This window comes from Ponticaulis profundi, assembly GCF_042659465.1.
GTDB lineage: Bacteria > Pseudomonadota > Alphaproteobacteria > Caulobacterales > Hyphomonadaceae > Ponticaulis > Ponticaulis profundi.
The window spans coordinates 46,596-69,134 of sequence record NZ_JBHSSW010000004.1 but is presented as its reverse complement, the minus strand read 5'-3'; the positions used below and the strand labels follow the sequence as shown (position 1 = coordinate 69,134).

The 22,539-nt window shown below is 55.9% G+C and carries 28 protein-coding genes; 11 read left to right on the top strand and 17 right to left on the bottom strand.

Going from position 1 to position 22,539, the window contains the following annotated elements:
• Positions 1-70: 70 nt before the first annotated feature.
• The 3 genes from ACFQDM_RS03615 to ACFQDM_RS03605 all read right to left on the bottom strand — a co-directional run bounded on the left by ACFQDM_RS03615 (position 71) and on the right by ACFQDM_RS03605 (position 2,077).
• A complete protein-coding gene (locus ACFQDM_RS03615; RefSeq protein WP_377375604.1) occupies positions 71-565 on the bottom strand; it encodes a YbjN domain-containing protein in 495 nt (164 codons plus the stop codon).
• Between the two features lie 100 nt (positions 566-665).
• Positions 666-1,637 carry a bifunctional riboflavin kinase/FAD synthetase gene (locus ACFQDM_RS03610; RefSeq protein ID WP_377375601.1) on the bottom strand — a complete coding sequence of 324 codons (972 nt, stop codon included), beginning with the start codon at positions 1,635-1,637 and terminating at the stop codon, positions 666-668.
• 8 nt (positions 1,638-1,645) lie between these two features.
• Positions 1,646-2,077, bottom strand: coding sequence for a MaoC family dehydratase (locus ACFQDM_RS03605; RefSeq protein WP_377375598.1), 432 nt, complete (start codon positions 2,075-2,077; stop codon positions 1,646-1,648).
• A 112-nt stretch (positions 2,078-2,189) separates the two neighbouring features.
• Between ACFQDM_RS03605 and ACFQDM_RS03600 the strand changes: the two genes are divergently transcribed.
• The 6 genes from ACFQDM_RS03600 to ACFQDM_RS03575 all read left to right on the top strand — a co-directional run bounded on the left by ACFQDM_RS03600 (position 2,190) and on the right by ACFQDM_RS03575 (position 5,889).
• Complete coding sequence (locus tag ACFQDM_RS03600; protein WP_377375595.1) at positions 2,190-2,576, top strand: response regulator; 387 nt, start codon at positions 2,190-2,192, stop codon at positions 2,574-2,576.
• A 112-nt stretch (positions 2,577-2,688) separates the two neighbouring features.
• The gene (locus ACFQDM_RS03595; protein WP_377375592.1) at positions 2,689-3,426 is read left to right on the top strand and encodes a protein phosphatase CheZ; all 738 of its coding nucleotides are present in this window, start codon (positions 2,689-2,691) and stop codon (positions 3,424-3,426) included.
• 162 nt (positions 3,427-3,588) lie between these two features.
• Positions 3,589-4,056, top strand: a complete 468-nt coding sequence (locus ACFQDM_RS03590) for a PaaI family thioesterase (protein ID WP_377375590.1) — start codon at positions 3,589-3,591, stop codon at positions 4,054-4,056.
• Positions 4,057-4,128: 72 nt separating this feature from the next.
• Positions 4,129-4,365, top strand: coding sequence for a YqaE/Pmp3 family membrane protein (locus tag ACFQDM_RS03585; RefSeq protein ID WP_377375587.1), 237 nt, complete (start codon positions 4,129-4,131; stop codon positions 4,363-4,365).
• 94 nt (positions 4,366-4,459) lie between these two features.
• Positions 4,460-4,921: a transcriptional repressor gene (locus ACFQDM_RS03580; protein ID WP_377375584.1), complete on the top strand. Its 462-nt coding sequence runs from the start codon at positions 4,460-4,462 to the stop codon at positions 4,919-4,921.
• A 29-nt stretch (positions 4,922-4,950) separates the two neighbouring features.
• Entirely contained in the window at positions 4,951-5,889 is a 939-nt protein-coding gene (locus tag ACFQDM_RS03575; RefSeq protein WP_377375582.1) for a thioesterase family protein, read from the top strand.
• 109 nt (positions 5,890-5,998) lie between these two features.
• Here ACFQDM_RS03575 and ACFQDM_RS03570 read toward each other — a convergent pair whose 3' ends face one another.
• From ACFQDM_RS03570 to ACFQDM_RS03545, 6 genes are all read right to left on the bottom strand, one after another.
• A complete protein-coding gene (locus ACFQDM_RS03570) occupies positions 5,999-7,414 on the bottom strand; it encodes an NAD(P)(+) transhydrogenase (Re/Si-specific) subunit beta (protein WP_377375579.1) in 1,416 nt (471 codons plus the stop codon).
• 5 nt (positions 7,415-7,419) lie between these two features.
• Positions 7,420-8,166 (bottom strand): hypothetical protein, encoded by a 747-nt coding sequence (locus ACFQDM_RS03565; protein ID WP_377375577.1) that lies wholly within the window; start codon positions 8,164-8,166, stop codon positions 7,420-7,422.
• A 2-nt stretch (positions 8,167-8,168) separates the two neighbouring features.
• Positions 8,169-8,567, bottom strand: coding sequence for a proton-translocating transhydrogenase family protein (locus tag ACFQDM_RS03560; RefSeq protein WP_377375574.1), 399 nt, complete (start codon positions 8,565-8,567; stop codon positions 8,169-8,171).
• Between the two features lie 61 nt (positions 8,568-8,628).
• Positions 8,629-9,756 (bottom strand): Re/Si-specific NAD(P)(+) transhydrogenase subunit alpha, encoded by a 1,128-nt coding sequence (locus ACFQDM_RS03555; RefSeq protein WP_377375572.1) that lies wholly within the window; start codon positions 9,754-9,756, stop codon positions 8,629-8,631.
• Between the two features lie 143 nt (positions 9,757-9,899).
• The gene (locus ACFQDM_RS03550; RefSeq protein ID WP_377375569.1) at positions 9,900-10,850 is read right to left on the bottom strand and encodes an alpha/beta fold hydrolase; all 951 of its coding nucleotides are present in this window, start codon (positions 10,848-10,850) and stop codon (positions 9,900-9,902) included.
• Between the two features lie 3 nt (positions 10,851-10,853).
• The gene (locus ACFQDM_RS03545; protein WP_377375566.1) at positions 10,854-11,639 is read right to left on the bottom strand and encodes a DUF4197 domain-containing protein; all 786 of its coding nucleotides are present in this window, start codon (positions 11,637-11,639) and stop codon (positions 10,854-10,856) included.
• 155 nt (positions 11,640-11,794) lie between these two features.
• On the opposite strand from ACFQDM_RS03545, the gene ACFQDM_RS03540 reads away from it, so the two are divergent.
• Positions 11,795-12,643 (top strand): crotonase/enoyl-CoA hydratase family protein, encoded by an 849-nt coding sequence (locus ACFQDM_RS03540; protein ID WP_377375563.1) that lies wholly within the window; start codon positions 11,795-11,797, stop codon positions 12,641-12,643.
• Positions 12,644-12,749: 106 nt separating this feature from the next.
• On the top strand, positions 12,750-13,040 hold the full coding sequence (locus ACFQDM_RS03535) for a hypothetical protein (RefSeq protein ID WP_377375561.1): 291 nt from the start codon (positions 12,750-12,752) through the stop codon (positions 13,038-13,040).
• 32 nt (positions 13,041-13,072) lie between these two features.
• Here ACFQDM_RS03535 and ACFQDM_RS03530 read toward each other — a convergent pair whose 3' ends face one another.
• Positions 13,073-13,777 carry a DUF2270 domain-containing protein gene (locus ACFQDM_RS03530; RefSeq protein ID WP_377375558.1) on the bottom strand — a complete coding sequence of 235 codons (705 nt, stop codon included), beginning with the start codon at positions 13,775-13,777 and terminating at the stop codon, positions 13,073-13,075.
• A 219-nt stretch (positions 13,778-13,996) separates the two neighbouring features.
• On the opposite strand from ACFQDM_RS03530, the gene ACFQDM_RS03525 reads away from it, so the two are divergent.
• The 3 genes from ACFQDM_RS03525 to ACFQDM_RS03515 all read left to right on the top strand — a co-directional run bounded on the left by ACFQDM_RS03525 (position 13,997) and on the right by ACFQDM_RS03515 (position 17,156).
• Positions 13,997-15,178, top strand: a complete 1,182-nt coding sequence (locus tag ACFQDM_RS03525) for a vWA domain-containing protein (RefSeq protein ID WP_377375555.1) — start codon at positions 13,997-13,999, stop codon at positions 15,176-15,178.
• 182 nt (positions 15,179-15,360) lie between these two features.
• Positions 15,361-16,626 carry a TCR/Tet family MFS transporter gene (locus ACFQDM_RS03520; protein ID WP_377375553.1) on the top strand — a complete coding sequence of 422 codons (1,266 nt, stop codon included), beginning with the start codon at positions 15,361-15,363 and terminating at the stop codon, positions 16,624-16,626.
• The gene (locus ACFQDM_RS03515) at positions 16,623-17,156 is read left to right on the top strand and encodes a D-glycero-alpha-D-manno-heptose-1,7-bisphosphate 7-phosphatase (RefSeq protein ID WP_377375550.1); all 534 of its coding nucleotides are present in this window, start codon (positions 16,623-16,625) and stop codon (positions 17,154-17,156) included. The genes ACFQDM_RS03520 and ACFQDM_RS03515 overlap by 4 nt, the downstream gene beginning before the upstream one ends.
• Positions 17,157-17,160: 4 nt before the next feature.
• Here ACFQDM_RS03515 and ACFQDM_RS03510 read toward each other — a convergent pair whose 3' ends face one another.
• The 7 genes from ACFQDM_RS03510 to ACFQDM_RS03480 form a co-directional block, all read right to left on the bottom strand.
• Complete coding sequence (locus ACFQDM_RS03510) at positions 17,161-17,574, bottom strand: EVE domain-containing protein (protein ID WP_377375548.1); 414 nt, start codon at positions 17,572-17,574, stop codon at positions 17,161-17,163.
• A 45-nt stretch (positions 17,575-17,619) separates the two neighbouring features.
• A complete protein-coding gene (locus ACFQDM_RS03505; protein ID WP_377375545.1) occupies positions 17,620-18,060 on the bottom strand; it encodes a hypothetical protein in 441 nt (146 codons plus the stop codon).
• Positions 18,061-18,148: 88 nt separating this feature from the next.
• Positions 18,149-18,976 (bottom strand): heme-dependent oxidative N-demethylase subunit alpha family protein, encoded by an 828-nt coding sequence (locus ACFQDM_RS03500; protein ID WP_377375542.1) that lies wholly within the window; start codon positions 18,974-18,976, stop codon positions 18,149-18,151.
• The gene (locus ACFQDM_RS03495; RefSeq protein ID WP_377375539.1) at positions 18,976-19,533 is read right to left on the bottom strand and encodes a class I SAM-dependent methyltransferase; all 558 of its coding nucleotides are present in this window, start codon (positions 19,531-19,533) and stop codon (positions 18,976-18,978) included. Before ACFQDM_RS03495 ends, ACFQDM_RS03500 begins: the two co-directional genes overlap by 1 nt.
• A gap of 90 nt (positions 19,534-19,623) precedes the next feature.
• Positions 19,624-20,343: a hypothetical protein gene (locus tag ACFQDM_RS03490; protein ID WP_377375536.1), complete on the bottom strand. Its 720-nt coding sequence runs from the start codon at positions 20,341-20,343 to the stop codon at positions 19,624-19,626.
• Between the two features lie 98 nt (positions 20,344-20,441).
• Complete coding sequence (locus ACFQDM_RS03485; protein ID WP_377375533.1) at positions 20,442-20,888, bottom strand: DUF934 domain-containing protein; 447 nt, start codon at positions 20,886-20,888, stop codon at positions 20,442-20,444.
• Positions 20,875-22,539, bottom strand: a complete 1,665-nt coding sequence (locus ACFQDM_RS03480) for a nitrite/sulfite reductase (RefSeq protein ID WP_377375531.1) — start codon at positions 22,537-22,539, stop codon at positions 20,875-20,877. Before ACFQDM_RS03480 ends, ACFQDM_RS03485 begins: the two co-directional genes overlap by 14 nt.

Here is a 22,539-nt window from a genome sequence, read left to right as displayed (position 1 = left end):
CTCATGGCGCTTCGGTTAGCAGAGCGCCACGGCCTTGTCACGCAGGAAGCGTCTCTGAAGCGTCTGCCGACTACTCTTCGACAGCCTGTCCGGTTGCGACTTCCATCGCATAAGGTGCAATCGCCAGAAGATTGCGGACGTTCACGCCCAGATTTTCCATCTGCATGCCGCCATCAAGAATGAGATAGCGGGAGATGCCCAGCGTTGAGCCGCTATGCCAGACGCTGACAGCTGCGCGCTTCACATTCGCATCATTGATCGCAACATAATCCGGCGTATCGACCGTATAGCGAACCTGCATGTTCACACCATAGCAACGACCGGTCTCGCCGCATGCTGTGCCTTCGAGAATATAAACGAGGCCATTGCTGTCCTGCGCGCGCACAGACACATCACCCACGACACCCGTCGAATCAATCGTATGGCCGAGATCGGTCACGACCTCTTCCAGGTCAGCGAGCGTGATCTGACGAATGATACGTGAATCATCATCGATTGAGTTTTGAGCCATCGCCGCCATCGGCATAACGGCCAGAACGGAAGCAGCAAGAACAGAACGAAGCATTTGGAATCCCCTTGGTTAACAGCCTGCGCATACTGCCATACCCCCACGGTATAGCGAGTGCAATTGCATGCGCACCCTTCATAATTTCATGAAAGGCGTATCATAGGAAGTCAGCAATAACAGCTGGCAATTCTTTCTGTGGTGCAGAACCAAGACGCTCACGCGCATCTGATGCGTCGGTTGCGATCTGCGTGGTCAGCGCTTCGAAGCTGTCGAACTTTTTCTCTGCGCGCAGGAAATGGACGAAGGCCACATCGAGATGCTTGCCGTAAATATCCTGATCGAAATCAAAGAAATGCACTTCCAGAAGCGGTTCGCGCTCGCCGGTCGTCGGTGTTCGACCAAAATTGGCGACACCCGGACGCCAGACGTCGTCGCCCTCGACCTTTGCCCAGACGGCATAAACACCGAACATGGGCTGGATCAGATTGCCGATGCGCAGATTGGCTGTTGGAAACGAAATCGTACGGCCGCGCTGTTCGCCCTGTTCAACCACACCGTCGGCGGTCCAGTAATGGCCCAATAAATGCGCAGCGTGTTCTGGCTGACCTTCCTGAAGATAGGTCCGAATCGCGGTGGACGATATTTTTTCAGAGTCCGCTTTTACCGCATCCATGACAGAGACCGTAAAGCCGAACTCTTCACCCAGCTGTCTGAGTGTGTCCGTGTCGCCTTCGCGGCCTTTGCCAAACCGGAAATCAAAACCGACGGCAAGATGTGCCAGTCCAAGACCCTTGACCAGAACCTGCTCAACAAACGCTCTCGGCGACATGCTCGCCAGTTCTTTGTTGAATGGCAGCTCATAAACAATATCGACGCCGATCGTCTTGAGCGCCTCCCGGCGCTGTTCAGGCCGCATGATTCGAAATGGCGGGCTGTCCGGTTGGAAGTAACGACGCGGCGGCGGTTCAAAGATCAGTGCGGCGAGCGGCACACCGCGCGCGTCCGAAACCTGCTTTGCGAGATCGATGACCGCCCGGTGTCCTGCATGAACACCGTCAAAATTCCCAAGCGCAACGCTCGCCCCGCGCTGCGCTTCAGGTACGTTCTTATAGTCGAATATGATCGACATGGATCAGATCAGTCCTTTCGGCGCGGCGCCACAACCTTTGCAACTCCCTCAACGACGGCCTTGCCTTTGACTTTGCAGACCACTTTGAGAGACACGCGACTGCCCTTGTCGATTTTCTCGGCAACTTCTGCGCGGGCTGTCACTTCGTCGCCAATACGCACCGGGCGTTTGAACTGCAAGTCCAGATCCGTGAAAATAGCGCCGGGTCCCGGCAGATCATTTCCGAGAATGCCAGAAATATAAGAGGCCGTCAGAGCGCCGTGTGCGATCCGGCCCTTGAAGATGGTCGTTTTGGCATATTCTTCGTCCATATGCAGAGGATTACGGTCGCCGGAAACCGCAGCAAATGCCTCAATCGCTTCCTCTGTAATCGTATGAACAGTCTCATGAGACATGCCGATTTCGAGATCTTCGTAGAATTTTCCGGTGTATTCAGTCACGTTCTGGCTCCGTGTTAAAAATCTGATCGACGCGGTTTACCGTTTCTTTGTGCTAATCCGCTAGTCCTTATCCCAGACCTAGAACAAAAATGGATGATCCTGGGGTAAAAATATGGCTGTTGATTTGTCGATGCCGGTCCTTGTCGTAGATGACTACAAGACCATGATCCGTATTATTCGCAATCTTTTGAAGCAACTTGGCTTCGAAAATGTGGATGATGCTGCAGACGGGCAGGAAGCGCTCGAAAAAATGCGCGAAAAAAAGTATGGGCTGGTCATCTCTGACTGGAACATGGAACCCATGACGGGTTACGAACTGCTTCGTGAAGTCCGTGCGGACGATAAACTGAAGCCAACCCCCTTCATCATGGTGACCGCCGAATCCAAAACGGAAAACGTTGTGGCGGCAAAACGTGCAGGCGTGAACAACTACATTGTGAAGCCGTTCAACGCTGCAACGCTCAAGTCCAAGATCTCTGCCGTTATCGGCGACTTCTAAGGGCTGGTCATCTAGCGCTGGTGGAGACGTCCTGTGGGTAACGTCAGACACCAGCAACCGCAATCACGAGTAAGATTGCTGGGGTCGGGGACCAAACGTAAGGAATAGTAACATGTCCGCACAAAACGCTGCGCTAAAGGTCAAAGAGGCCATAGACAATCTAAAAAGCCGCAACGTGCGGGAGCGACAGCTTGTCGAAGTGCTGGAACTTTCTCAACACCTGACAGGTGCGATGGAAAGCTTCTTCACGGCGCTGGACACATCGATCAAAGACGAATTTCGCGATATTGCGGGCTTCATACAGAAAGCTCGTGATGAAATCGGCGATCTGCGTCCAAGCGATATCCAGCAAAACCGCCTTCCGAGAGCGGGCGAAGAGCTGGAAGCAATCGTAAACGACACAGAAGTCGCGACCGAAAAAATCATGCAGACGGCAGAAGACATTCTGGCGATGGATCCGGACACGACCGAGAATTTCGCGACCGAAGTTCAGGATCGTATGCTGGTGATCATTGAGGCCTGCTCCTTCCAGGATCTGACAGGCCAACGTGTTTCAAAAGTTGTCGGCACCCTGCGCCAGATTGAAGATCGGATCACGAAGTTCGCATCTGTCATGGGTATTGAGCACGAATCTCCGGTCGAAATGACGGAGCAGGAAAAACGCGCTCACGATCTGCTGCTGAATGGCCCGGCCATTGGCGGCCCTGAAACAGCACAGGCCGATATCGACGCCATGTTCGCGTCTGATGATGGCGATGCCAATCAGGACGACATCGACGCGATGTTCGATAATGCAGGTGAAGACAGCGAAGAAGCATCGCAAGACGATATCGACGCACTCTTCAGCTAAAGATTGGTATCCGGCCAGTATTGAGTGACCTCTTTCTGGCCGGTACCGCTTAAACTTCCATAATCCGGAAGAATTTCCTGAAATACGGGTCTGAGACCTTGCAGCTCTCGCAAGGGAAAGCTAGCGAGCACGCGACTATCTCTTCGTGACGCGAGCCAGACCATGATCGATTCCCTCTCTCTTAACGCCGAACATGCGCCGGAATGGCGCTGGACTCAGCCAAATGAAGACGGCAAGGGCTTTGCGGCCCTGATCGGTCCCATCCAGTATCGCCGTGTCGGAAAAGGCAAAGCGCAAGCCCGCTTTCTGGCGAACCCGGACAAACACAGCAATCCCCTTGGCGGTGTACACGGTGCCTTTCAGGCCGCTTTTGCTGAACTCTGCCTGGGGCTGCCTCTGGTCGTTGAGAACACGCTGCCGGCTGGTGGATGCGTCACGGTCGACCTCTCTTTGCAGTATTATGCCAACTCTGCACCGGGCGAGCCGCTGATTGCCGATGTTGAACTGGTCAAGGAAACCGGCCGGATGGCCTTCATTCGCGGCACACTCAGCCAGGGCGGCACGCTGATGACCGGCTTTAATGCGATCATGCGAAAGCTGTCAGCTCCCGTGAGTCAGACATCCGCGTAAAACCACCTCTTGCAATCCAGGCTGAGAACGTATATATTGTTTTTCGATAATTAATAAACGAAAGGCAATAAAATGAACGCTCGCTACCATGATGGGTATGACAGTTACGACTATCGCTCGGGTCGCACCGAAGCGCGTGACGGAACTGCGAGCAAGATTATTCTGATCCTGCTGGCTGTTCTCTTTCCGCCCCTCGCCGTTTTCTTCATGTACGGATTTCGCGGTGAGTTCTGGCTGAACCTGCTGCTGGTGATCTTCTTCTACATCCCCGCTCTTGTTCACGCTGTCTGGCTGATCGCCAAACGCTGAGCGGGTCTCAATATCTGCTTGCATCGGTCGCTTTTGTCGTCCCTGAAGCGACCGCGCTATTGGCTTTGACGGCCATTCCTGCGAAAAACAATCCATGACCGACTCACATCTGGATTGTGCACCTACGGACATCGATGCAGCCATGGCGGAAGCCGAGGCGGTTTGCGAATCCAAAGGCGCGAGACTGACCAAGATCCGCCGTAAGGTGCTGGAGCTGATGCTGGAACACAAAGAACCAGCAAAAGCCTATGATCTCTTGCAGAAACTGGATGGTGAAGGCGCGGCAAAGCCTCCCACGGTCTATCGCGCGCTCGAATTTCTGCTGGAAATGGGGCTGGCACACAAGATCGAGAGTCTGAACGCATATGTTGCCTGTGGCCATTGGGGACACAAGCACATGGCGGTCTTCCTGATCTGCGACAATTGCCATCGCGTGTTCGAACTACATGCAGACAAAACGCACGCAATGCTCGATCAGGAGCTCGCAGACGCCAATTTCGAACGCACATCCAGTGTGATTGAGGTTCACGGAAAGTGCGCGAGCTGCGCCGCCTGAACACCTGATCAGATCATGAGGGGGAGAACATGATCGAGCTTTACCGAGGCAGTGTGAACACCTGGGAATGCGACGAGATGGGGCATATGAATGTCCGCTTCTATGTCGCAAAACAGATGGAAGGCCTCGCCATCCTGGCCCATTCTCTGGACCTTCGACAGGCCTTCCGGCCCGGCAATACCTCCACCCTCCTCCCCTACGACCAGCATATTCGCTTCATGAAGGAAGTTCATCCGGGGCGCCCGATCTATATGGAGGGCGGGATTCTGGATGTAACGGACGACGCAGTCCTCGTTTATCAGGAGCTGAAACACGCCGTCAGCGGGGAAACAGCCGCGTCCTTCCGGACATGGGTGCGCCATGTGGAATCAAAGACCGGAAAGCCATTTGGCTGGAAGCAGTCAACGCTCGCCGCATTTGAGCGTCTGCGCGTCGAACAGCCCGCTCATACAGCGCCGCGCTCGATTGATCAGAACAAAGCGCCCCTCCCGGATACGGAAACACGCATTGAACACGCCGAAGCACTTGGTATCCCGGTCATCGGGCGCGGCGCCGTGCGCATGACGCATTGCGACAGTCATGGCCGGATGATGCCTGAGAACTTTATCGGTCGTGTGTCCGACAGCGTCCCGAATCTGCTGGCTGCCTGGCGCGATGAAGTGGCCGCAGCCTCTGCTGCATCCGGCGAAGAGGTCCGCTCTGGCGCAGCCGTTCTCGAATACCGCCTGCGCTATCGCAGCTGGCCACGTGTGGGCGATGTAATTGAAGTCCGCACCGGGCTTGGCACGGTTCAGCCCAAGGTCCACAGCCTGGTCCACTGGATGCTGAATCCGGATACGGGTGAAGCCTATTGCACGTCAGAAGCCGTTGCGGTCACCTTCGACCTCAACACCCGGAAGGTCATTGAGGCCAATCCGGAACACATGGCCATGCTCGAAAAGCGGGTCCCGAAGGGCTTGTCGCTCTAAGCCTTCAGATCACTGAAAATCAGACAAAAAAAAGATCCTGGCAGCCAGACGGCCATCCAGGATCAAGGGTGCATTCAATACTCAGCGTACTGAGGTGCTTCGCGGCACCTCACAAGGACTTTGAGATGTTTTCCACCATGTTTTTGGCGTCATCGAGCAACATCATTGTGTTGTCATTGAAGAAGAGTTCGTTTTCGATTCCCGCATAGCCGGAAGCGAGCGAACGTTTGACGAAAAGAACGGTCTTTGCCTGCTCGACATTCAGGACTGGCATGCCAAAAATTGGCGATGATGGGTCCGATTTTGCAGCAGGGTTGGTGACGTCGTTCGCGCCAATGACAAACGCCACATCAGCCTGCTGAAAGGACGAGTTGATGTCTTCCAGTTCAAAGACTTCGTCATAAGGGACGTTTGCTTCGGCGAGCAGAACGTTCATGTGACCCGGCATACGGCCTGCGACAGGGTGGATGGCGTAGGAAACCTCCACGCCCTCTTCCTTGAGCTTTTCGGCCATGTCTTTCAGAGCGTGCTGTGCCTGCGCGACCGCCATGCCGTATCCAGGCACAATGATCACCTTGGTCGCATTCTTCATGATGAAGGCAGCATCATCGGCCGAACCGCGCTTGACGGGACGGTCCACATTGCTGCCAGCGGCAGACGCGCCGGGGCCATCTGCTGCGCCAAAGCCACCAAGGATGACAGACAGGAAGGAGCGGTTCATGCCTTTACACATGATGTAAGACAGAATGGCACCCGAAGCACCGACGAGCGCGCCCGTCACGATGAGCGCAAAATTGCCCAGCGAGAAACCGAGAACCGTCGCAGCCCACCCTGAATACGAGTTCAGCATTGAAATCACGACCGGCATGTCGGCGCCGCCGATCGGGATAATGAGCGTGATACCAAGCGCCAGCGACACACCGAGAATGACCCAGAACGCAACATCCTGATCGCCGCCGGAAACAGCCAGCCAGCTGATCATACCGATGACCAGCAAACCCATGGCAATGTTCAGGAAATGACGTGCCGGCAGCAAAATCGGAGCACCGGAGATATTTCCGTTGAGCTTTGCGAAGGCGACGAACGAACCGGTGAGCGTGACCGCACCAAGCAGCACGGACAGTGACAGTTCAATCACGGAGCGCACGCCGATATCACCATTTGCCTGCACAAGCGCAAAGGCATCCGGCGCGTAGTAGGCCGCCGCTGCGACGAGCATGGACGATCCACCGCCCAATGCGTTGAAGGCAGCAACCAGCTGAGGCATTTCCGGCATTTTGGCGCGCAATGCGAGCACAGAGCCGATACCGCCGCCAACGACAACACCCGCAACAATCAGACCGATCGTGACTGGCCCTAGGGTCGGCGCCAGACTCACCACCGTGGTCGCAACGGCAATGATCATACCAATCATGCCAAGGCGATTACCGCCCCGTGCCGTTTCAGGATTGGACAGGCCACGAATGGCCAGAATGAACAGAATGGCTGCAACGAGATACAGCGCAGCAGAAATCGTGGGTGTCATGATACTTATTTTCTGTAGCTGGAGACGCTCTGCAGGGAAAAACCGCGAAGCGTACCTTCATCAACGGGCGTAAAGCTGACCGTGCCGTCGTCATTTTCGACATAGCGAATGCGACGTCCAAGGATCTCGCACTCACCTGGCTCTGTCACGTCGCAATAAAGCGGATCATCAATACGCTCATTCTCGACATAGACGCGAAACTTCGGCGCGCCTTTGCGCATGCCGTCATACTGCACGCTCAAACGTCCCGTCGGAACGACCGTCTCTTCAGTCGGCGGCGCGTAGGAAAGCTGCTTCGTCAGACCCGAGAGTCCACGCAGCCATCCAGCGAGAAACTGCGTGTCGAAACCGCGTTGATCGGAATAATATCCGCCTTCGAACAGGCCATCGTCATTGAAGTCCTGAAAGCACTGAACCTTACTGACAGGCGCGTCATAGTCGATGGCCGGGCAGTAAGCGAGGCCAGACGCAAGGCGAACGCCAATCAGCGTCGTCTCGGCTGGAATGCCATCGACATTTGGACGACGACGTTCTTCCACGTCATCCTTCAGCACGACGATATGAAGCGGACGGAAGGTTTCTGCCCAGAGGACATCACCCTTTTTGAGCGTCAGTTCCTGGCCGACAGTGTTTTCCGTGCCGAGCAGAGCAAGCTCAACCGCACCTGTATCAGCGGCGCGTACCTTTTGAGCATGAGCGGTGCCGCACACAGCAAATGCCAGGAGCGAGAGGAATGGAATAACCTTTTTCATAATCACTTCCCCTTCTTTTTATACATGGCCAGCATGCGGCGCGTGACGAGAAAGCCACCGAAAATATTCACCGATGCGAGGATGAGCGCGAGCGTGCCGATGCCGCGTGCGATCCAGACATCCTGTGTGGTTGCCCCCTCGGCGGTCATGCCTGTTGCGGCTGCTGCCATCACAGCACCCACCACAACCACACCCGAGATGGCGTTGGTGACAGACATGAGTGGCGTGTGGAGCGCTGGCGTCACAGACCAGACAACATAATAGCCTACAAAGCAGGCTAGAGCGAAAACCGCCGCAAGATACACGGCCGGATTGATCGCCTCAGTCCCCGTCGACGCCGATGCCGGCATCGCGAGGATACAACTCATCCCAAGCGCAACTGCGCAGTTTATGACCTTCATGGTCTTTCTCCTCGAGACAATTCTCTCGCAAGCTCTGACGGCTTGCTTGTTTTTGGTTCGCCTATTGTACCCGGTCGCTGACGGTTTCGCCGTTCTGGGTCAGCACCATGGCCGCGACGATCTCGTCGTCGGTATCCAGTACAAGCTGACCGTCTTCACCGGTAATCAATGGCAGGAAGTTCAAAAGGTTCTTTGCATAGAGAGCGGATGCGTCCGCTGGCAGGCGAGCAGGCAGATTGGTAAAGCCAGCAATCCTGACCCCGCCAATATCGACCACTTCACCTGGCTTGGTGAGCTCACAATTGCCACCGTTCGCAGCGGCCATATCAACGATGACGGCCCCCGGCGACATGCTCTCAACCATTTCTTTCGAAATCAGTTTTGGCGCCGGACGCCCCGGAATCAAAGCTGTTGTGACGACAATGTCCTGCTTGGCGATGTGGCTTGCTGTCAGTTCTGCCTGCTTCGCCTGATACTCATCAGACATCTGCTTGGCATAACCGCCCGCCGTTTCCGCAGCCTTGAACTCCTCATCCTCAACAGCGATGAATTTCGCGCCGAGTGAAGCAACCTGCTCCTTGGCGGCGGGACGGACGTCTGTGGCAGATACCACCGCGCCCAGTCGACGCGCTGTCGCGATCGCTTGCAAGCCTGCAACGCCCGCGCCCATCACAAAGGCCTTCGCAGGCGCAACTGTGCCAGCAGCGGTCATCATCATCGGCATGGCACGCCCATAGAGCGCAGCCGCCTCGATCACAGCCCGGTATCCGGCCAGGTTCGACTGGGAAGACAGAGCATCCATGCTTTGCGCACGCGTGATGCGAGGCGTGAACTCCATCGCAAGTGCAGCAATTTTTTTGGCGTTGTAGGGCGCAAGGGCATCTTTGGCCGAGAACGGGTCGAGCAGTCCAATCACCACCGCACCATCCTTCAGACCTGAAATCAGAGCTTCATTTGGACGCCGGACGCAAAACAGAATATCACCTTCGCCCAGAGAATCGCCCAGGCCTGCAGGCGCAATACTGGCGCCTTCAGCTTCAAAAGCGGAATCAGGGAAGCCTGCCGCAACCCCTGCGTCAGTTTCGATAATGACGTCGTGCCCGAGCCCGATCAATTTCTTGACCGTGTCCGGAACAGCCGCCACCCGAAGCTCCCCGGCTTCGGTTTCTTTGGAGACTAGAATTTTCATTTTAACCGTGCGTGACTTATTTTTGCCCGCAGACAAGTACAAAACCCCTCGCAAACGCAAGATTTTTTTTGCAATGCGGTAAAAGCGCGCCGGTCATTTCGTGTATGAAGCTATCACAATCTCTTGAATAGCCCCATAAAACCTTAGTCTTTTAGTCCGATTTTCGAATCCAAATTTCTTTGGACTCGTCCTTCTTCACCGGCCTTGAAACCCTCTACAAGGCGAGACAGGAACTGAGATATGGCATCTCTCACAACGTAAGGTCGCTCCATCGGGACGAAGTGTGTCGTTCCGGCAGCGTCGATGAAATAGGTCTCCGGTTTGATCCTGCGAAACCGCGACGCGGATGATCTTGGGCAGGTCGAACCCTTCTCAGCCCGGATCAGAATGATGGGACATTCAATGTTTTTCAGCGCGGTCCAGGGACGGTGGCGCTGCCCACCAAAGTTCGCAGCTTCCCACTCAGGGTGACAGGCGAGATGCCAGGAATCGGTCTCTTCATTGAAGAGCACACCATCGGCGACATAATCCTCAAGAAACGGCTTTCGCCATGTTTTGAAAGCCCCTCGCCCGGTCAGCTTTTCAATCGCATGTTCCTGCGAGTCGAACTGATTACGACGGCGGCGCGCGCCCTTTGCCATCGGCGTTGTTCGCTTCAGAAGGCTTGGAAAGGCCGGCAAATGCGCCCAGCGATATGTCGGAGCAGGCAATAGCACCGGATCGACCAGAACCAGCCCCTGCACCAGATCCGGGCGCTTTGCAGCAGCCAGCAGGCTGGTTGTTGCCCCCATGGAATGACCCGCGAGTACGGTGCCATTGGGCGCGACGGCTTCAAGCACCTTGATCAGATCATCGCGATAGACATTCCAGCCTGTCTGCTTTTTAGGATTGGCCGGCGCGGTCGAGCGACCATGACCACGCAAATCGATACCGGCGACATGCGCGCGCAGACCGAGTGGCTCGAGAATGGACTGATAGGTATGTGCATTAAAGCCGTTCGCATGCACGAACAGGCTATCAACCGTGCGATTCTCATCACCGAATGCAATGCCTGCCAGGTTGCCATCCCCGACATCGACCGTGAATCGACGCATGTCCTACCCCCCGAAAACCCGGCGCAACAAATCGGTGGAGCGTTCGACCGGATTGTTCCGAATGCTCTGTTCTTCTTTCGCAAGATAGAAGAACAGGCCATCTAGTGCTTCGCTGACAGCATGGTCAATCAATTGTGTGCGCGCATTAGCGCCGAGTTGACCGACGCCATACTCCTCGCTGACCTGATCAATCATGGAAAGCGCGCCTGCGTCCTGAAGGGTATCTTCGACATAGGGCCGCAAGAGCCCCATCAGATCTGGCTCGGTTTTCGACCGCAACAGATCCGTCGCCGCGGTGTCTCCGCCCTGGACCAGTGCAATCGCATCCTCAATTGTCAGAGACTGCACCGCGGACACCACCAGATCAGCAGCCTGAGGCGCGGCCGCTTCAGCAGCGCGATTCATACGAAGCTCGAGATCATCCAGCTGGCCGGACAATCCGAATTTCGAGAGCTGCTTCTGAACCTCTTCGAGCCGCCCCGGCAATGGAATGTGGATGTTCCCATCCTTGAAGTATCCATTCTCGGCAGAGAGCTGCTGGCCAACGGCTCTCGCTCCGACAATCAGGGCTTCTTTCAGCCCCGCCTGAGCTTCCGATTGCGTCAGGACAGACGCGACAGACGCGCTGCGGTCAGACGGCTGGATGACCGTCTCCGAGCTATCGCGTTCCGGCGCCTGTTTGTTCTCACGGTCTCCGAAGAGCCCACCGAGAAGATCGCCAAAGGATTGCGCCTGAGCCGCTGACGTGAGGCTGAGCCCCGCAATCACTGCAATAGAGAGATATTTCATGGTCATTCCTCGCGATTCACAGCGCATCGGGGGCTAAATTAGCCGCTGACGCGGATCAGGGCCACATCGACAATGGTTTTTTCCTTCGCTTTTCAACTCCTCGCTAGGCAGACGCCAGAGGAAAGGTATGCTCCCCGGAAAAACGGGAGAGCGAAATGCTGAAGGACACTTACGAATTTTTTGCGGTCGAGATCGAAGACAAGATCGCACACATCCGGCTGAACAGCCCGCAGACAATGAATGCGATGAACAAGGCGTTCTGGAACGAACTGCCAGACATTATCCGCGCCATTGATGGCGGAGCACTCGCACGCGTGATTGTGCTGTCTTCCACCGGCAAGCACTTCTCCGCGGGCATGGATCTGTCTGTGTTTGCCGACAGTGCGGCATCGGAAAAGAACCATGACCGCTATGTTCTGGCGGAAGCCTTCCGAAGCAATGTCAAAGCCATTCAGGACAGTTTCAATGCGCTCGAAGAGGCACGCATTCCGGTGCTAGTCGCATGTCAGGGCGGCGTTATTGGCGGCGCAGTCGATCTAATTTCAGCCGCCGACATTCGCTGGTGCACAGCCGACACCTTCTTTTGCATTCAGGAAATCAATATCGGCATGACAGCCGATGTTGGCACCTTCCCGCGCCTCCAGCGCCTCATCCCGGAAGGCTGGGTCCGCGAGATGGCATATACGGGGCGGCGCCTGCTCGCAGAGAAGGCCGTCGAAATTGGCCTCGTCAATGAGATCTATCCCAATCAGGAAACCATGCTGGATGCCGTTATGGCGACAGCTCGCGAGATTGCCAACAAGGATCCACTCGCTGTAACTGGCTCCAAAGTGATGATCAATTACGGCCGCGATCACTCAACCCGCGACACGCTGGATTATGTTGGTGTCTGGAATGCGGGCATGTTCCCACCGGAGCATATGGCCGAAGCCTTCACGGCGCGCACAGAGAAACGCACGCCAAACTTCCCGGATCTCGCCCCGGTTCGCCGGACCGCGATGTAACGCAAAAGGTTTCATTACACCGTGAAAGCAGGCTAGAATGGTTGAAAGGCCTGCTTTTGCAGTGCTCGTAAAGAAAAATACACGCTCTTGAAGCGAGAATGGTGTGATGACCTTTCCAACGAAGACCCGAAACCCGGAAACAAGCCGGGGCGAACTCCATACACTTGCGCCAGCGCCACATGTGGACGCGCTGCTGCGCATTCTGGAGGACACAGACCGCGCGCTGGAACCGCTGATGCTACGCGGCATGGATGGGCGGACAGCTGCGGTGCTTCGTGAGATCGAGAAAACCGGTGCGATTGCGCTGACCGTCGAAGGGGATGACATCTGGGTCGATGTCATTGACCGCAAGAAAGCGCTGTCTGTGATCGACAAGCTGATCGCACGACTGACCTGAAATAGCCGACCTATATCAGCATATGCACCCGATCAGTATGGCTGAACGGGCGGGATGCCATCATCCTGATGTTCATCCCAATCGAGCACGTCCTTCGTTTCGGATTTGTCGGCGCGTTCCTGAAAATACGTGAAGATCGCGATGCTGATCCAGCACATGTGAAACAGCAAGCCGCAGAGAAGCGCCAGCTCTCCCGGAATCGGGCCAATGGCGGCGCGATCCAGAAACTGCTCATATGTTTTCAGATCCGTTGGATGGATTTCGATCTTTCCGAAATAAGCCAGCACCTGGATGGCAAAGATGAAACCATAGTTGCGCCGGATACGCTTCCCGACCGCGCGAAGATAGCTGATGCGAAACTTCGGCCGCACATAGTCATCAGATAAGGGCGTGCCGCGATCCTGTTTGATCTCGGCGCCCTCACCGCGCAGGATGGGCACGAAAAAAGCGATTTCGAGAATCCGGGCGCGAAAGCGAAACACGTCGAAATAGCGGTAGCGACGGGCTTCCAGATGAAGAAACATCGCGACCAGCAAGCCCACCAGAACCAGCGGCAGGGCTGAGGCTTCCTTACTCGAGAACGTCAGAGACAGGGCAATACCGGTGGTCACAACCGCCCAGTTGGTTGTCATATCGAGTCGCTGGCGCCAGATGGTCGAACGGTAGGCTTCCGCACGGTATAAGTGCGCAATCGCTCCGACTTCCTTCGATCCACTTACGCTCGTGTGCTCTGACATGCCTTCCTCCTGGCGGCCTTTTAGACGAGTTCGTCGCTCGGGAACACCGTAACACCAATAGGTTTCATTTGTTTTCAGATGTTTCGATGGCAAGACACATTTCGTGTCATCGCCTTCATCGTCTCAGAAAACGCAAAAAACCTGACCAGCTGACTTTGCGTGACCTTGGACAAGGCGGTGAGTTCGCGTTACCTTCCTACACAAGAGGAGAAACGCCCCATGTTCCTGAACTTTTTTTCAGAGCTTCGCGCCGCCAAGGTTCCGGTGACACTCAAGGAATACCTGTCCCTGATGGACGCCATGGATCAAGGCGTCATCGATATGGATGTCGAGGAATTCTATTATCTCGCCCGCACGGCACTGGTCAAAGACGAGCGCAATATCGATAAATTCGACAAGGTGTTCGGACATACTTTCAAAGGGCTCGAAAGCATCGGCGAAGGCATTGATGTGCAGGAGCTGCCGGAAGAATGGCTGCGCAAGATGACCGAAAAATTCCTCACCGAAGAGGAAAAGAAGGAAATCGAAGCGCTCGGCGGCTGGGAAAAACTGATGGAGACGCTGAAAGAGCGTCTTGAAGAACAGAAGAAACGCCATGAAGGCGGCAATAAATGGATCGGGACCGGGGGCACCTCGCCTTTCGGCGCCAATGGCTACAATCCAGAGGGCGTGCGCATTGGCCAGAACAAATCCCGCCATCGCCGCGCGGTGAAGGTCTGGGACAAGCGCGAATACAAGAATCTGGATGATTCGGTCGAACTCGGCACACGCAACATCAAGGTTGCCATGCGCCGTCTTCGCAAATGGGCGCGCACAGGTGCCGCTGAAGAGCTCGATCTCGACAATACCATCCGGGCCACAGCCAAGCAGGGCTATCTCGATCTTGTCCTGCGACCGGAGCGTCGCAACGCCGTTAATCTGCTGCTCTTCCTCGATGTCGGCGGCTCGATGGACCCGCACATTCGCGTCTGTGAAGAGCTGTTTTCAGCGGCGCGGACAGAATTTAAAAATCTCGATTACTATTACTTCCACAACTGCATCTATGAGGGTGTGTGGAAAGACAATCGTCGCCGTCATGCGGAAAAGATCCCGACCTGGGACGTGCTTCACAAATACTCGTCTGATTACAAGGTTATCGTCGTCGGCGATGCCACAATGAGCCCTTATGAGGTCACCTATGCCGGCGGTTCTGTCGAGCACTGGAATGAAGAACCGGGCGGGCTCTGGATCCAGCGTCTGGTGCAGCAATATCCTGACCTTGTCTGGCTGAACCCATCTCCGGAAAACTCCTGGGACTATAACTCGTCGGTCAAACTGATCCGCGACCTGATTGGCCCGCATCGCATGTTCGAGATGACACTTGGTGGTCTCGAAGACGCGATGAAGGAATTGTCGCGCTAGCCGCAGCGCAGGCACGTGAAAGAATAGAAACCTCCCGGCACCAGTCGGGAGGTTTTTCGCATAAGGGATGACCAGCAAGGACGTAACGCCTTCAGAAAGCCCGCCTTCCCCCGACGTCTATCTCGACACGCCCTGGGAAAGCCCATAAGGCAGACAGGTATTGCACCGCATCGGGGGATTTCGTGGCCAGAACGCACGGCAAGAATGCCTTTCTGTTTGTGATCGTCACGGTCGCACTGGACTTGCTGGCTTTCGGCATTTTCATTCCAGTCGTCCCAGACTTCCTGACCGAAATCACCGGGAAATCCGAGTCCGAGACCGTTGCCATTTCAGGCTTTCTGACAGCCACATTCGGCGTGGTGAACTTTCTGATGATGCCGACGCTCGGCAATCTGTCAGACCGGTTTGGTCGCCGCCCTGTGCTTCTGACCTCCATTGCGGTCCTCTGCATCGACTTTCTGATCATGGGCTTTGCACACAGCCTGTTCATCCTGTTCATCGGGCGCGCGCTGGCAGGTCTTGCGAGCGCGACCTATTCGACGGCAAGCGCCTATATTGCGGATGTGACAGAGCCCGAGAACCGCAGCCGCGCCTTCGGCATGATTGGCGCCGCTTTCGGGTTCGGTTTCGTGTTCGGCCCGGTCATTGGCGGCCTGCTGGGCGACATTCACACGCGCCTGCCCTTTTTCGTTTCGGCAGGCATTGCCGCCTGCAACTTTCTCTATGGTCTGTTTGTCCTGCCAGAGTCTCTGGACAAGGAGCATCGCCGCCCGTTCGACATCAAACGGTCAAACCCGCTGGGCGCGTTCACGCACTTTGCGAAACTGCCAAAAATCGCATGGTTCCTCGTGGCCGTTTCGATCTTTGGTCTGGCGCATGCCGTTTATCCGGGCTCCTGGAACTTTTATGGTGCCATCCGTTACGGCTGGGACTCCCAGCATATCGGCCTGTCACTCGGTTTTGTCGGCATCAGTTCTGCGATCGTTCAAGCACTGCTGGTCGGCCCGATCACCAAGAAGATTGGCCCCGAAAAAGCAGCTTATGTCGGATTTTCCTTCAGCGTATTTGGCATGTTCGCCATGGCCTTCGCATTTGAAGGCTGGATGGCTTACACGGTAATCGTGATGTCTGCGCTTTCCGGCATCGCCAATCCATCGCTGCAGACGATGATGACAAGCGTGACGCCCCGCAACGCACAGGGTGAACTCCAGGGTGCCATGGCAAGCCTCCAGTCACTATCCATGATCATTGGCCCGGTCATGATGACCCAGATCCTTCATTATTTTACCCAGCCGGAAGCGCCGATCTATTTTGCGGGCGCAAACTTCCTGCTGGCTGGCACACTCGCAGCCATTGCCATGGTCCCGCTTATCATCGGCATACGATCGAACCATGATGAGATTCAGCACGTTGTTGCCAAAGCAACCGATACGCCGGAGCCGACATGACCCCGAAACAGCCTCGCCCTGCCCTGTTTCTTGACAGAGACGGCGTTCTCAACATCGACAAATCCTACGTCCACAGCGTGGACGCGTTCGAATGGGTGGAAGGCGCAAAACAGTGCGTGAAGACCTTCAATGAGCGCGGCTGGTGGGTGTTGGTTGTGACCAACCAGTCCGGTATCGCGCGCGGCTATTACACAGAAGAAGAGATGTTCGCGCTGCACGCCTTCATGGAGCGCGAACTGGAGGCTGCCGGCGCGCATGTCGACCGCTTTTATCACTGCCCCTATCATGAGGACGGGGAGATTGAGCGCTATCGCAAAGACAGCTTCGATCGCAAACCCAAGCCCGGCATGCTGATGCGTGCCATGGGCGATTTCCCGGTCAAACGAGAAGCCAGCTTTCTGATTGGCGACAAGGAAACCGATATCCAGGCTGCTCATGCAGCCGGTGTTGGCGCCTTTCTCTTCAAGGGCGGAAACATTGCGACCTTCGCAGAATGGGCCCTTGCAAGCTTTGAAGACGGAACCCGGTGACGCGTTAGAGCCCACCCATTCGGCAGACTTCCTCCCATTCTTCCGGCTTGACCGGTTGAACAGACAAACGAGAGTTCTTCACCAGAACCATATCCTCGAGTTTCGGGTTGGCCTTGACGTTTTTCATGGAGACCGGCTTCGGCATCGGCTTCACAGCCTTGATGTCTACACATTCCCATCGCGCGTCGTCTGTCGTCGAGTCCGGATGTGCTTCGGCACAGACCTCGACAATGCCAACAATCTCGAGGCCCTGCCGGGAATGGTAAAAAAAGCCCTGATCACCGATCTTCATCTCACGCATGAAATTGCGTGCCTGATAATTGCGAACGCCGCCCCACTCTTCGCCAGCGTCTCCCTTCTTGACCTGCTGATCCCAGCTCCAGGCATCGGGTTCTGATTTGAAAAGCCAATAGGCCATAAGACAACTCCAAAGCTCAACGCGCCGACCGCACGGGCTCAGCGATCACTCGACGCGAAAGATATTCAGATACATTCCGCTCTCATCGTTTCCGAGCAGAAACAGTGTCTGATTACTATAGCGGAATTTATACTCGATCGCGTCGTCATACTGTTCAAGGCGGTCAAACAAGAGAACCGGACAGGCATGAAGATGGCCTGCCATGTCGCGCACATCGTCAAAGCTATATGTTTCAGCGTCCGTATTGTCCCAATAACACTCTACGGAACTGACGCCTTTGCGCATCCCTCCAAGACCGACCTCCTCCAGCCCCATGATCGCGGAACATTCAGTTTCATTCGCGCCCAGAACAGGCGTATCTGTCAGACCGTTTGGTGTGTTCGTCTCAACAGCTGCCGCGAAGGTTTCAAGCTGACCGCACACATCAGCGGCAGCGACATGTGAGCAGGCAAAAGCCCCGACCAGCATGGCAATGGCATATTTCATGATGATGTCCCCCGAGATTAGTCGTGACGTAATCTACTGAATTCAGGCGGCTTCACAATCATCAGGCGCAGTTCGCAATATCTCGCGCTCAATCCTGTTTCAGAAAGCAGGCGCGCATCACATGCTCATAATGATCCCAGCCCTTATAACGGCGCAGGGAGTCTTCGGTCTGGTTCCAACTCTCCGTGAACGCTTTCCGCCACGCTTCATTTGCAAGAATAGGCGACAAGGGATCGGTGCAGACACGGATGCAGAACAGGACGGCGCCTGTTCGCGTGAGCTTGCGGACCGTCTGGCGCTCAACCCGCAAATGCAGACCGGGGGCGATTTCTTCGGGCCGACCATTTGCCAGCGCCAGCTTCATGGGCTCGGCCGTCGGCGTATAACGTTCCGCGCCATACTGAACCGTCCAGTTGAAGCGTTCCAGCACCATGCCCGGCTGCAGACCATCAAAGACGCGGTTAATGCGGTCTGAGAGCTCAGGCGCGCCGCCTGGCACGGGCCCGTGCAAACCGGCGAGCGGCTTTCCGATGTTTTCCGTCAGCGACCAGAATGTCGGTGCACACAAGCTTGCGGCGGCGAGTTTGTATTCTCCGGCCTGCTTGATCATGACACACACATCATCACTGATCAGACCGGAGGCATTTTCAAACTCGGTCGGAAAGATCAGCTGATCGACAGATGTTGGCCCCAGGGCGCGGTGAATATCCCTTGCCGCTTCCTGCATGGCGTCTTCCGCCCAGGTGCGCGCCGCAAACACCTCATCGCGTGCCTTTTCCATGAGGTTTCGCTTCGTCGGCAGCCACGCTTCAGCCTCCGTATCCGGCGTGAGCCAACGCTCCATCGGAATCGGCTTCAGAAGTGGTGCAACCCGGGCAGGTCCATCCAGAAAAGGGAGATAGGGCGGTGTTCGCATCAGGCAGAAACGGCTTGCCCCCAATAGGCATACCCCATGATCTTCGGCGTGTTGGGCAGATACATAGTGTGCCCCTCCTGCACGCGAAAACCTGTCTGAGCGAGCATATCGGTCGGCACACGCGTCAGATGACATCCGCCTGCCAGTGCCTTTTGCAAGGGTTCAAACCGACGTTGCCATTTCGCCACCCCGGCATCCGGTGAGCCACCGTGCTCAGAATACAGAATGCGTCCACCGGGCTTCAAAACGCGGCGCGCTTCCTTCAACGCACCGGCCCAGTCCGGAATGGTGCAGAGGGTGAATGTAAAAATGACCGTATCGATACTGTTGTCGTCGAGCGGAACCGCCTCCCCGCCTGTCTCCAGAAAGCGGATATCGAGACCTGCCATGTGCTCTGGCTTTTTCTGTGCCTTCTCGATCATTTCAGCATGCGGTTCGAGCGCGAAGAGCGTGTCGACTTTGCTGCGATCATACAGTGAGAAGTTGGTACCCGAGCCGCATCCGACCTCCAGAACGCGGCCATGCGCGTCGGGGATGATTTTTTCGCGCTGCTTCATGATCGGCCTGGACGAACAGGCGCAATCAATCAGGCATGGCAAAATGTAGCGGCTATAGATTCCCATTTGCAGGAGAATAGCCGCCAGTCGCTATTCGGCAAGCTGATCTTTGTCCATCAAAGACGTCACCGGAGATGCAGGTGCCGCGTCACGTCGCGGAACCCAGTCGTGCAGCCCTTTGCGGGCCGCTTCGTTCAGAGGTCGCGCGATGAGGCCATTCTGCGTCATGATGATTTCGTAAGACGCCCCGGCAATCATCGGCACATAGGTTCCGGAGCCATAATAAGCATCGACCGCCTTCAGCCAGCCGCCCCGCTTCTTGACCAGCTCGAAGGTATCCACCCCGCGCTCATCGTGAAGCCGATAGACCGTTCGCGGTTTCTGAAGATCTTCCTGTATGTCGGTGTACTGTCCAGCCAGTCGATCCAGACGATAGACCGCGTCATAGCCGATGATGTTCGCCCAGGGTGACCATTTGATGATCCGCGCCTTGAACTCGATCTCATCGCCGCGCACTTCGTACGGCCTTGGCTGCACTTCATGGGCCAGTCGTACATTCGCGAGATAAAACTGCGGCTCCAGATAGGCGACATCAATGGTCGCGATGGTCTGTTCATGCGTGAGGCGCGAATAGGTCTGTAAATTGAGGCCAAGCATTGAGAGAAAGCCAGCAAGCGCCAGGACACCACCGCCTGATAACAGGCGTGTCGTGCCAGCCATGAGCCGGAATTTTCCGAAACTTCCAAACGCCGTAAGAAGGATGATGACGCCGAACAAGCCAACGGCACCGGGCAAGATCCACCAGACCATTTTGTCTCCCTTCCCAGTACGGTTTCAACCAGCTCTGATTATACCAGAGCTGGTTGTATAGAAAACGAATGGGGCAGGAATTGGTTGCTCAGCCGCAATCAGGCACTGTGGCGACGGGCAAACACGCTTTTGTGACCGTCGGCAGCGGGCTGGTAAAAGTCTGAATATTCCTGAGACGCCGCAAGGAAGGCCTCTGCCGCATCTTCAGACTTGAGCTCAAACGCATCGAAGCCGGACCGGATCATGTTGAGGAGCTGATCGCGCAGCACGTCACCCACGGCGCGCAACTCGCCTTTATAGCCGAGACGACGACGCAAAAGCTGTGCCTGGCTGTAGCCGCGCCCGTCAGCATAGCGCGGGAAGCTGATCTCAATGACTTCCAGCTGGCCCAGAAATGGTTCCAGCGCCATTGGATCATCATCCGGCATCAGACGCACGCTGCGTGCGTCTTCAGGGTCTGCTCCGGCCATTTCAAGGAATGGCGTCAGGGTCAGCACTTCACCGTGCGTGTTCGTTTCGATCTTTCCGTTCTTAACCAGCGGCATAGAGCGCCTCCTTGAAAGGTTCGTCGCCAAGGCGCTCCAGCGCATCGATAAAGCGTTCAGATTTGTCCGCGCGAAGGTTGCGGTAAGCTTCGACCACGCGCTCCAGCGCGTCCGGCACATCTTCAGCTCGCAGACCCGGGCCTGCGATCTTGCCGATGGCGGCTTTCTCATCAGAGCGACCACCAAAGGTGATCTGATAGAATTCCTCACCTTTCCGGTCGACACCCAGAATACCGATATGGCCGACATGGTGGTGACCGCAGGCATTGATGCAGCCGGAAATCTTGATCTTCAACTCGCCAATGTCTTCCTGACGCTCGATATCTGCGAAACGGTTCTGGAGATCCTGCGCAACCGGAATGGAGCGCGCATTTGCAAGATTGCAATAATCCAGACCCGGGCAGCAGATGATGTCCGAGATCAGTTCATAGTTCGGCGTCGCCAGTCCGGCAGCATCCAGTTTCTGGTAGACCTCATAAAGATCATCCAGCTTCACATGCGGCAGAACCATATTCTGCTCGTGTGTGATGCGGACCTCACCGAAGGAATAGGCATCCGCGAGGTCTGCCGTCAGATCCATCTGCGTATCGCTGACATCCCCAGGTGGTTTGCCGATCGGCTTGCAGCTGATGGTGACAATGCCATAGCCCGCCTGATTGTGTTCGCGCAGATTAACGCGTGCCCAGCGGGCAAAGGCCGGATCTGCAGCCTTGGCGCGCTCAAACGCATCGGACTCGGCTGACAGGCCATCTTCGAAGGCTGGCGGCGCGAAGTAGTTCTCAATGCGCTCGATCTCAGCCTGAGGCAGTTCGATCTTTTCGGAATTACGCTGAGCTGCGAACTCGTCTTCGACCAGACGGGTGAATTCCTCAGCGCCTGTCTCGCTGACGAGGATCTTGATGCGCGCCTTGTACTTGTTATCGCGGCGACCAAAGCGGTTATAGACCCGCATAATGGCTTCCAGATAATCAAGCAGGTTTTCCTTGGCGATGAAGTCACGAATGGTCGTGCCGACATGAGGGGTACGCCCCTGACCGCCACCAACGATCACTTCGAAGCCGGTCTCGCCTGCACCATTCTTCTTCATGTGCAGACCGATGTCATGCACGCGAACAGCGGCCCGGTCATGCTCAGCAGCCGTCACAGCGATTTTGAACTTGCGCGGCAGATACGTGAATTCCGGGTGGAAGGTCGACCATTGGCGGATGATCTCACACCAGGGGCGCGGATCTTCAATCTCTTCGGCCGTCGCACCTGCAAACTGGTCCGACGTGGTGTTGCGGATACAGTTACCGGAGGTCTGGATGGCATGCATTTCGACGTCTGAAAGCAAGTCGAGAACGTCCGGAATGTCTTTCAGCGCGACCCAGTTGAACTGAATGTTCTGGCGGGTCGTCCAGTGGCCATAGCCCTTGTCATAGTCACGTGCGACACGGGCGAGCGCGCGCATTTGCCGTGCGCTCAGCGTGCCATACGGAATGGCAATCCGCAGCATATAGGCATGCAGCTGCAGATAGACACCATTCATCAGACGCAGCGGTTTGAACTGGTCTTCGGTAATCTCGCCCTTCAGACGGCGCTCAACCTGCCCACGGAACTGGGCAACGCGGTCTTTGACAATCCGGGCGTCGAATTCGTCATAACGATACAT

What these genes read in the sequence shown, in the direction of transcription:
- ACFQDM_RS03555 (WP_377375572.1), bottom strand. Translation starts at nt 9,756, where the DNA reads ATGAAAATTCTAGTCTCCAAAGAAACCGAAGCCGGGGAGCTTCGGGTG.
- ACFQDM_RS03590 (WP_377375590.1), top strand. Translation starts at nt 3,589, where the DNA reads ATGATCGATTCCCTCTCTCTTAACGCCGAACATGCGCCGGAATGGCGC.
- ACFQDM_RS03615 (WP_377375604.1), bottom strand. Translation starts at nt 565, where the DNA reads ATGCTTCGTTCTGTTCTTGCTGCTTCCGTTCTGGCCGTTATGCCGATG.
- ACFQDM_RS03575 (WP_377375582.1), top strand. Translation starts at nt 4,951, where the DNA reads ATGATCGAGCTTTACCGAGGCAGTGTGAACACCTGGGAATGCGACGAG.
- ACFQDM_RS03480 (WP_377375531.1), bottom strand. Translation starts at nt 22,539, where the DNA reads ATGTATCGTTATGACGAATTCGACGCCCGGATTGTCAAAGACCGCGTT.
- ACFQDM_RS03595 (WP_377375592.1), top strand. Translation starts at nt 2,689, where the DNA reads ATGTCCGCACAAAACGCTGCGCTAAAGGTCAAAGAGGCCATAGACAAT.
- ACFQDM_RS03540 (WP_377375563.1), top strand. Translation starts at nt 11,795, where the DNA reads ATGCTGAAGGACACTTACGAATTTTTTGCGGTCGAGATCGAAGACAAG.
- ACFQDM_RS03515 (WP_377375550.1), top strand. Translation starts at nt 16,623, where the DNA reads ATGACCCCGAAACAGCCTCGCCCTGCCCTGTTTCTTGACAGAGACGGC.
- ACFQDM_RS03510 (WP_377375548.1), bottom strand. Translation starts at nt 17,574, where the DNA reads ATGGCCTATTGGCTTTTCAAATCAGAACCCGATGCCTGGAGCTGGGAT.
- ACFQDM_RS03550 (WP_377375569.1), bottom strand. Translation starts at nt 10,850, where the DNA reads ATGCGTCGATTCACGGTCGATGTCGGGGATGGCAACCTGGCAGGCATT.
- ACFQDM_RS03505 (WP_377375545.1), bottom strand. Translation starts at nt 18,060, where the DNA reads ATGAAATATGCCATTGCCATGCTGGTCGGGGCTTTTGCCTGCTCACAT.
- ACFQDM_RS03585 (WP_377375587.1), top strand. Translation starts at nt 4,129, where the DNA reads ATGAACGCTCGCTACCATGATGGGTATGACAGTTACGACTATCGCTCG.
- ACFQDM_RS03485 (WP_377375533.1), bottom strand. Translation starts at nt 20,888, where the DNA reads ATGCCGCTGGTTAAGAACGGAAAGATCGAAACGAACACGCACGGTGAA.
- ACFQDM_RS03545 (WP_377375566.1), bottom strand. Translation starts at nt 11,639, where the DNA reads ATGAAATATCTCTCTATTGCAGTGATTGCGGGGCTCAGCCTCACGTCA.
- ACFQDM_RS03500 (WP_377375542.1), bottom strand. Translation starts at nt 18,976, where the DNA reads ATGCGAACACCGCCCTATCTCCCTTTTCTGGATGGACCTGCCCGGGTT.
- ACFQDM_RS03495 (WP_377375539.1), bottom strand. Translation starts at nt 19,533, where the DNA reads ATGAAGCAGCGCGAAAAAATCATCCCCGACGCGCATGGCCGCGTTCTG.
- ACFQDM_RS03525 (WP_377375555.1), top strand. Translation starts at nt 13,997, where the DNA reads ATGTTCCTGAACTTTTTTTCAGAGCTTCGCGCCGCCAAGGTTCCGGTG.
- ACFQDM_RS03565 (WP_377375577.1), bottom strand. Translation starts at nt 8,166, where the DNA reads ATGAAAAAGGTTATTCCATTCCTCTCGCTCCTGGCATTTGCTGTGTGC.
- ACFQDM_RS03570 (WP_377375579.1), bottom strand. Translation starts at nt 7,414, where the DNA reads ATGACACCCACGATTTCTGCTGCGCTGTATCTCGTTGCAGCCATTCTG.
- ACFQDM_RS03600 (WP_377375595.1), top strand. Translation starts at nt 2,190, where the DNA reads ATGGCTGTTGATTTGTCGATGCCGGTCCTTGTCGTAGATGACTACAAG.
- ACFQDM_RS03530 (WP_377375558.1), bottom strand. Translation starts at nt 13,777, where the DNA reads ATGTCAGAGCACACGAGCGTAAGTGGATCGAAGGAAGTCGGAGCGATT.
- ACFQDM_RS03535 (WP_377375561.1), top strand. Translation starts at nt 12,750, where the DNA reads ATGACCTTTCCAACGAAGACCCGAAACCCGGAAACAAGCCGGGGCGAA.
- ACFQDM_RS03580 (WP_377375584.1), top strand. Translation starts at nt 4,460, where the DNA reads ATGACCGACTCACATCTGGATTGTGCACCTACGGACATCGATGCAGCC.
- ACFQDM_RS03560 (WP_377375574.1), bottom strand. Translation starts at nt 8,567, where the DNA reads ATGAAGGTCATAAACTGCGCAGTTGCGCTTGGGATGAGTTGTATCCTC.
- ACFQDM_RS03610 (WP_377375601.1), bottom strand. Translation starts at nt 1,637, where the DNA reads ATGTCGATCATATTCGACTATAAGAACGTACCTGAAGCGCAGCGCGGG.
- ACFQDM_RS03490 (WP_377375536.1), bottom strand. Translation starts at nt 20,343, where the DNA reads ATGGTCTGGTGGATCTTGCCCGGTGCCGTTGGCTTGTTCGGCGTCATC.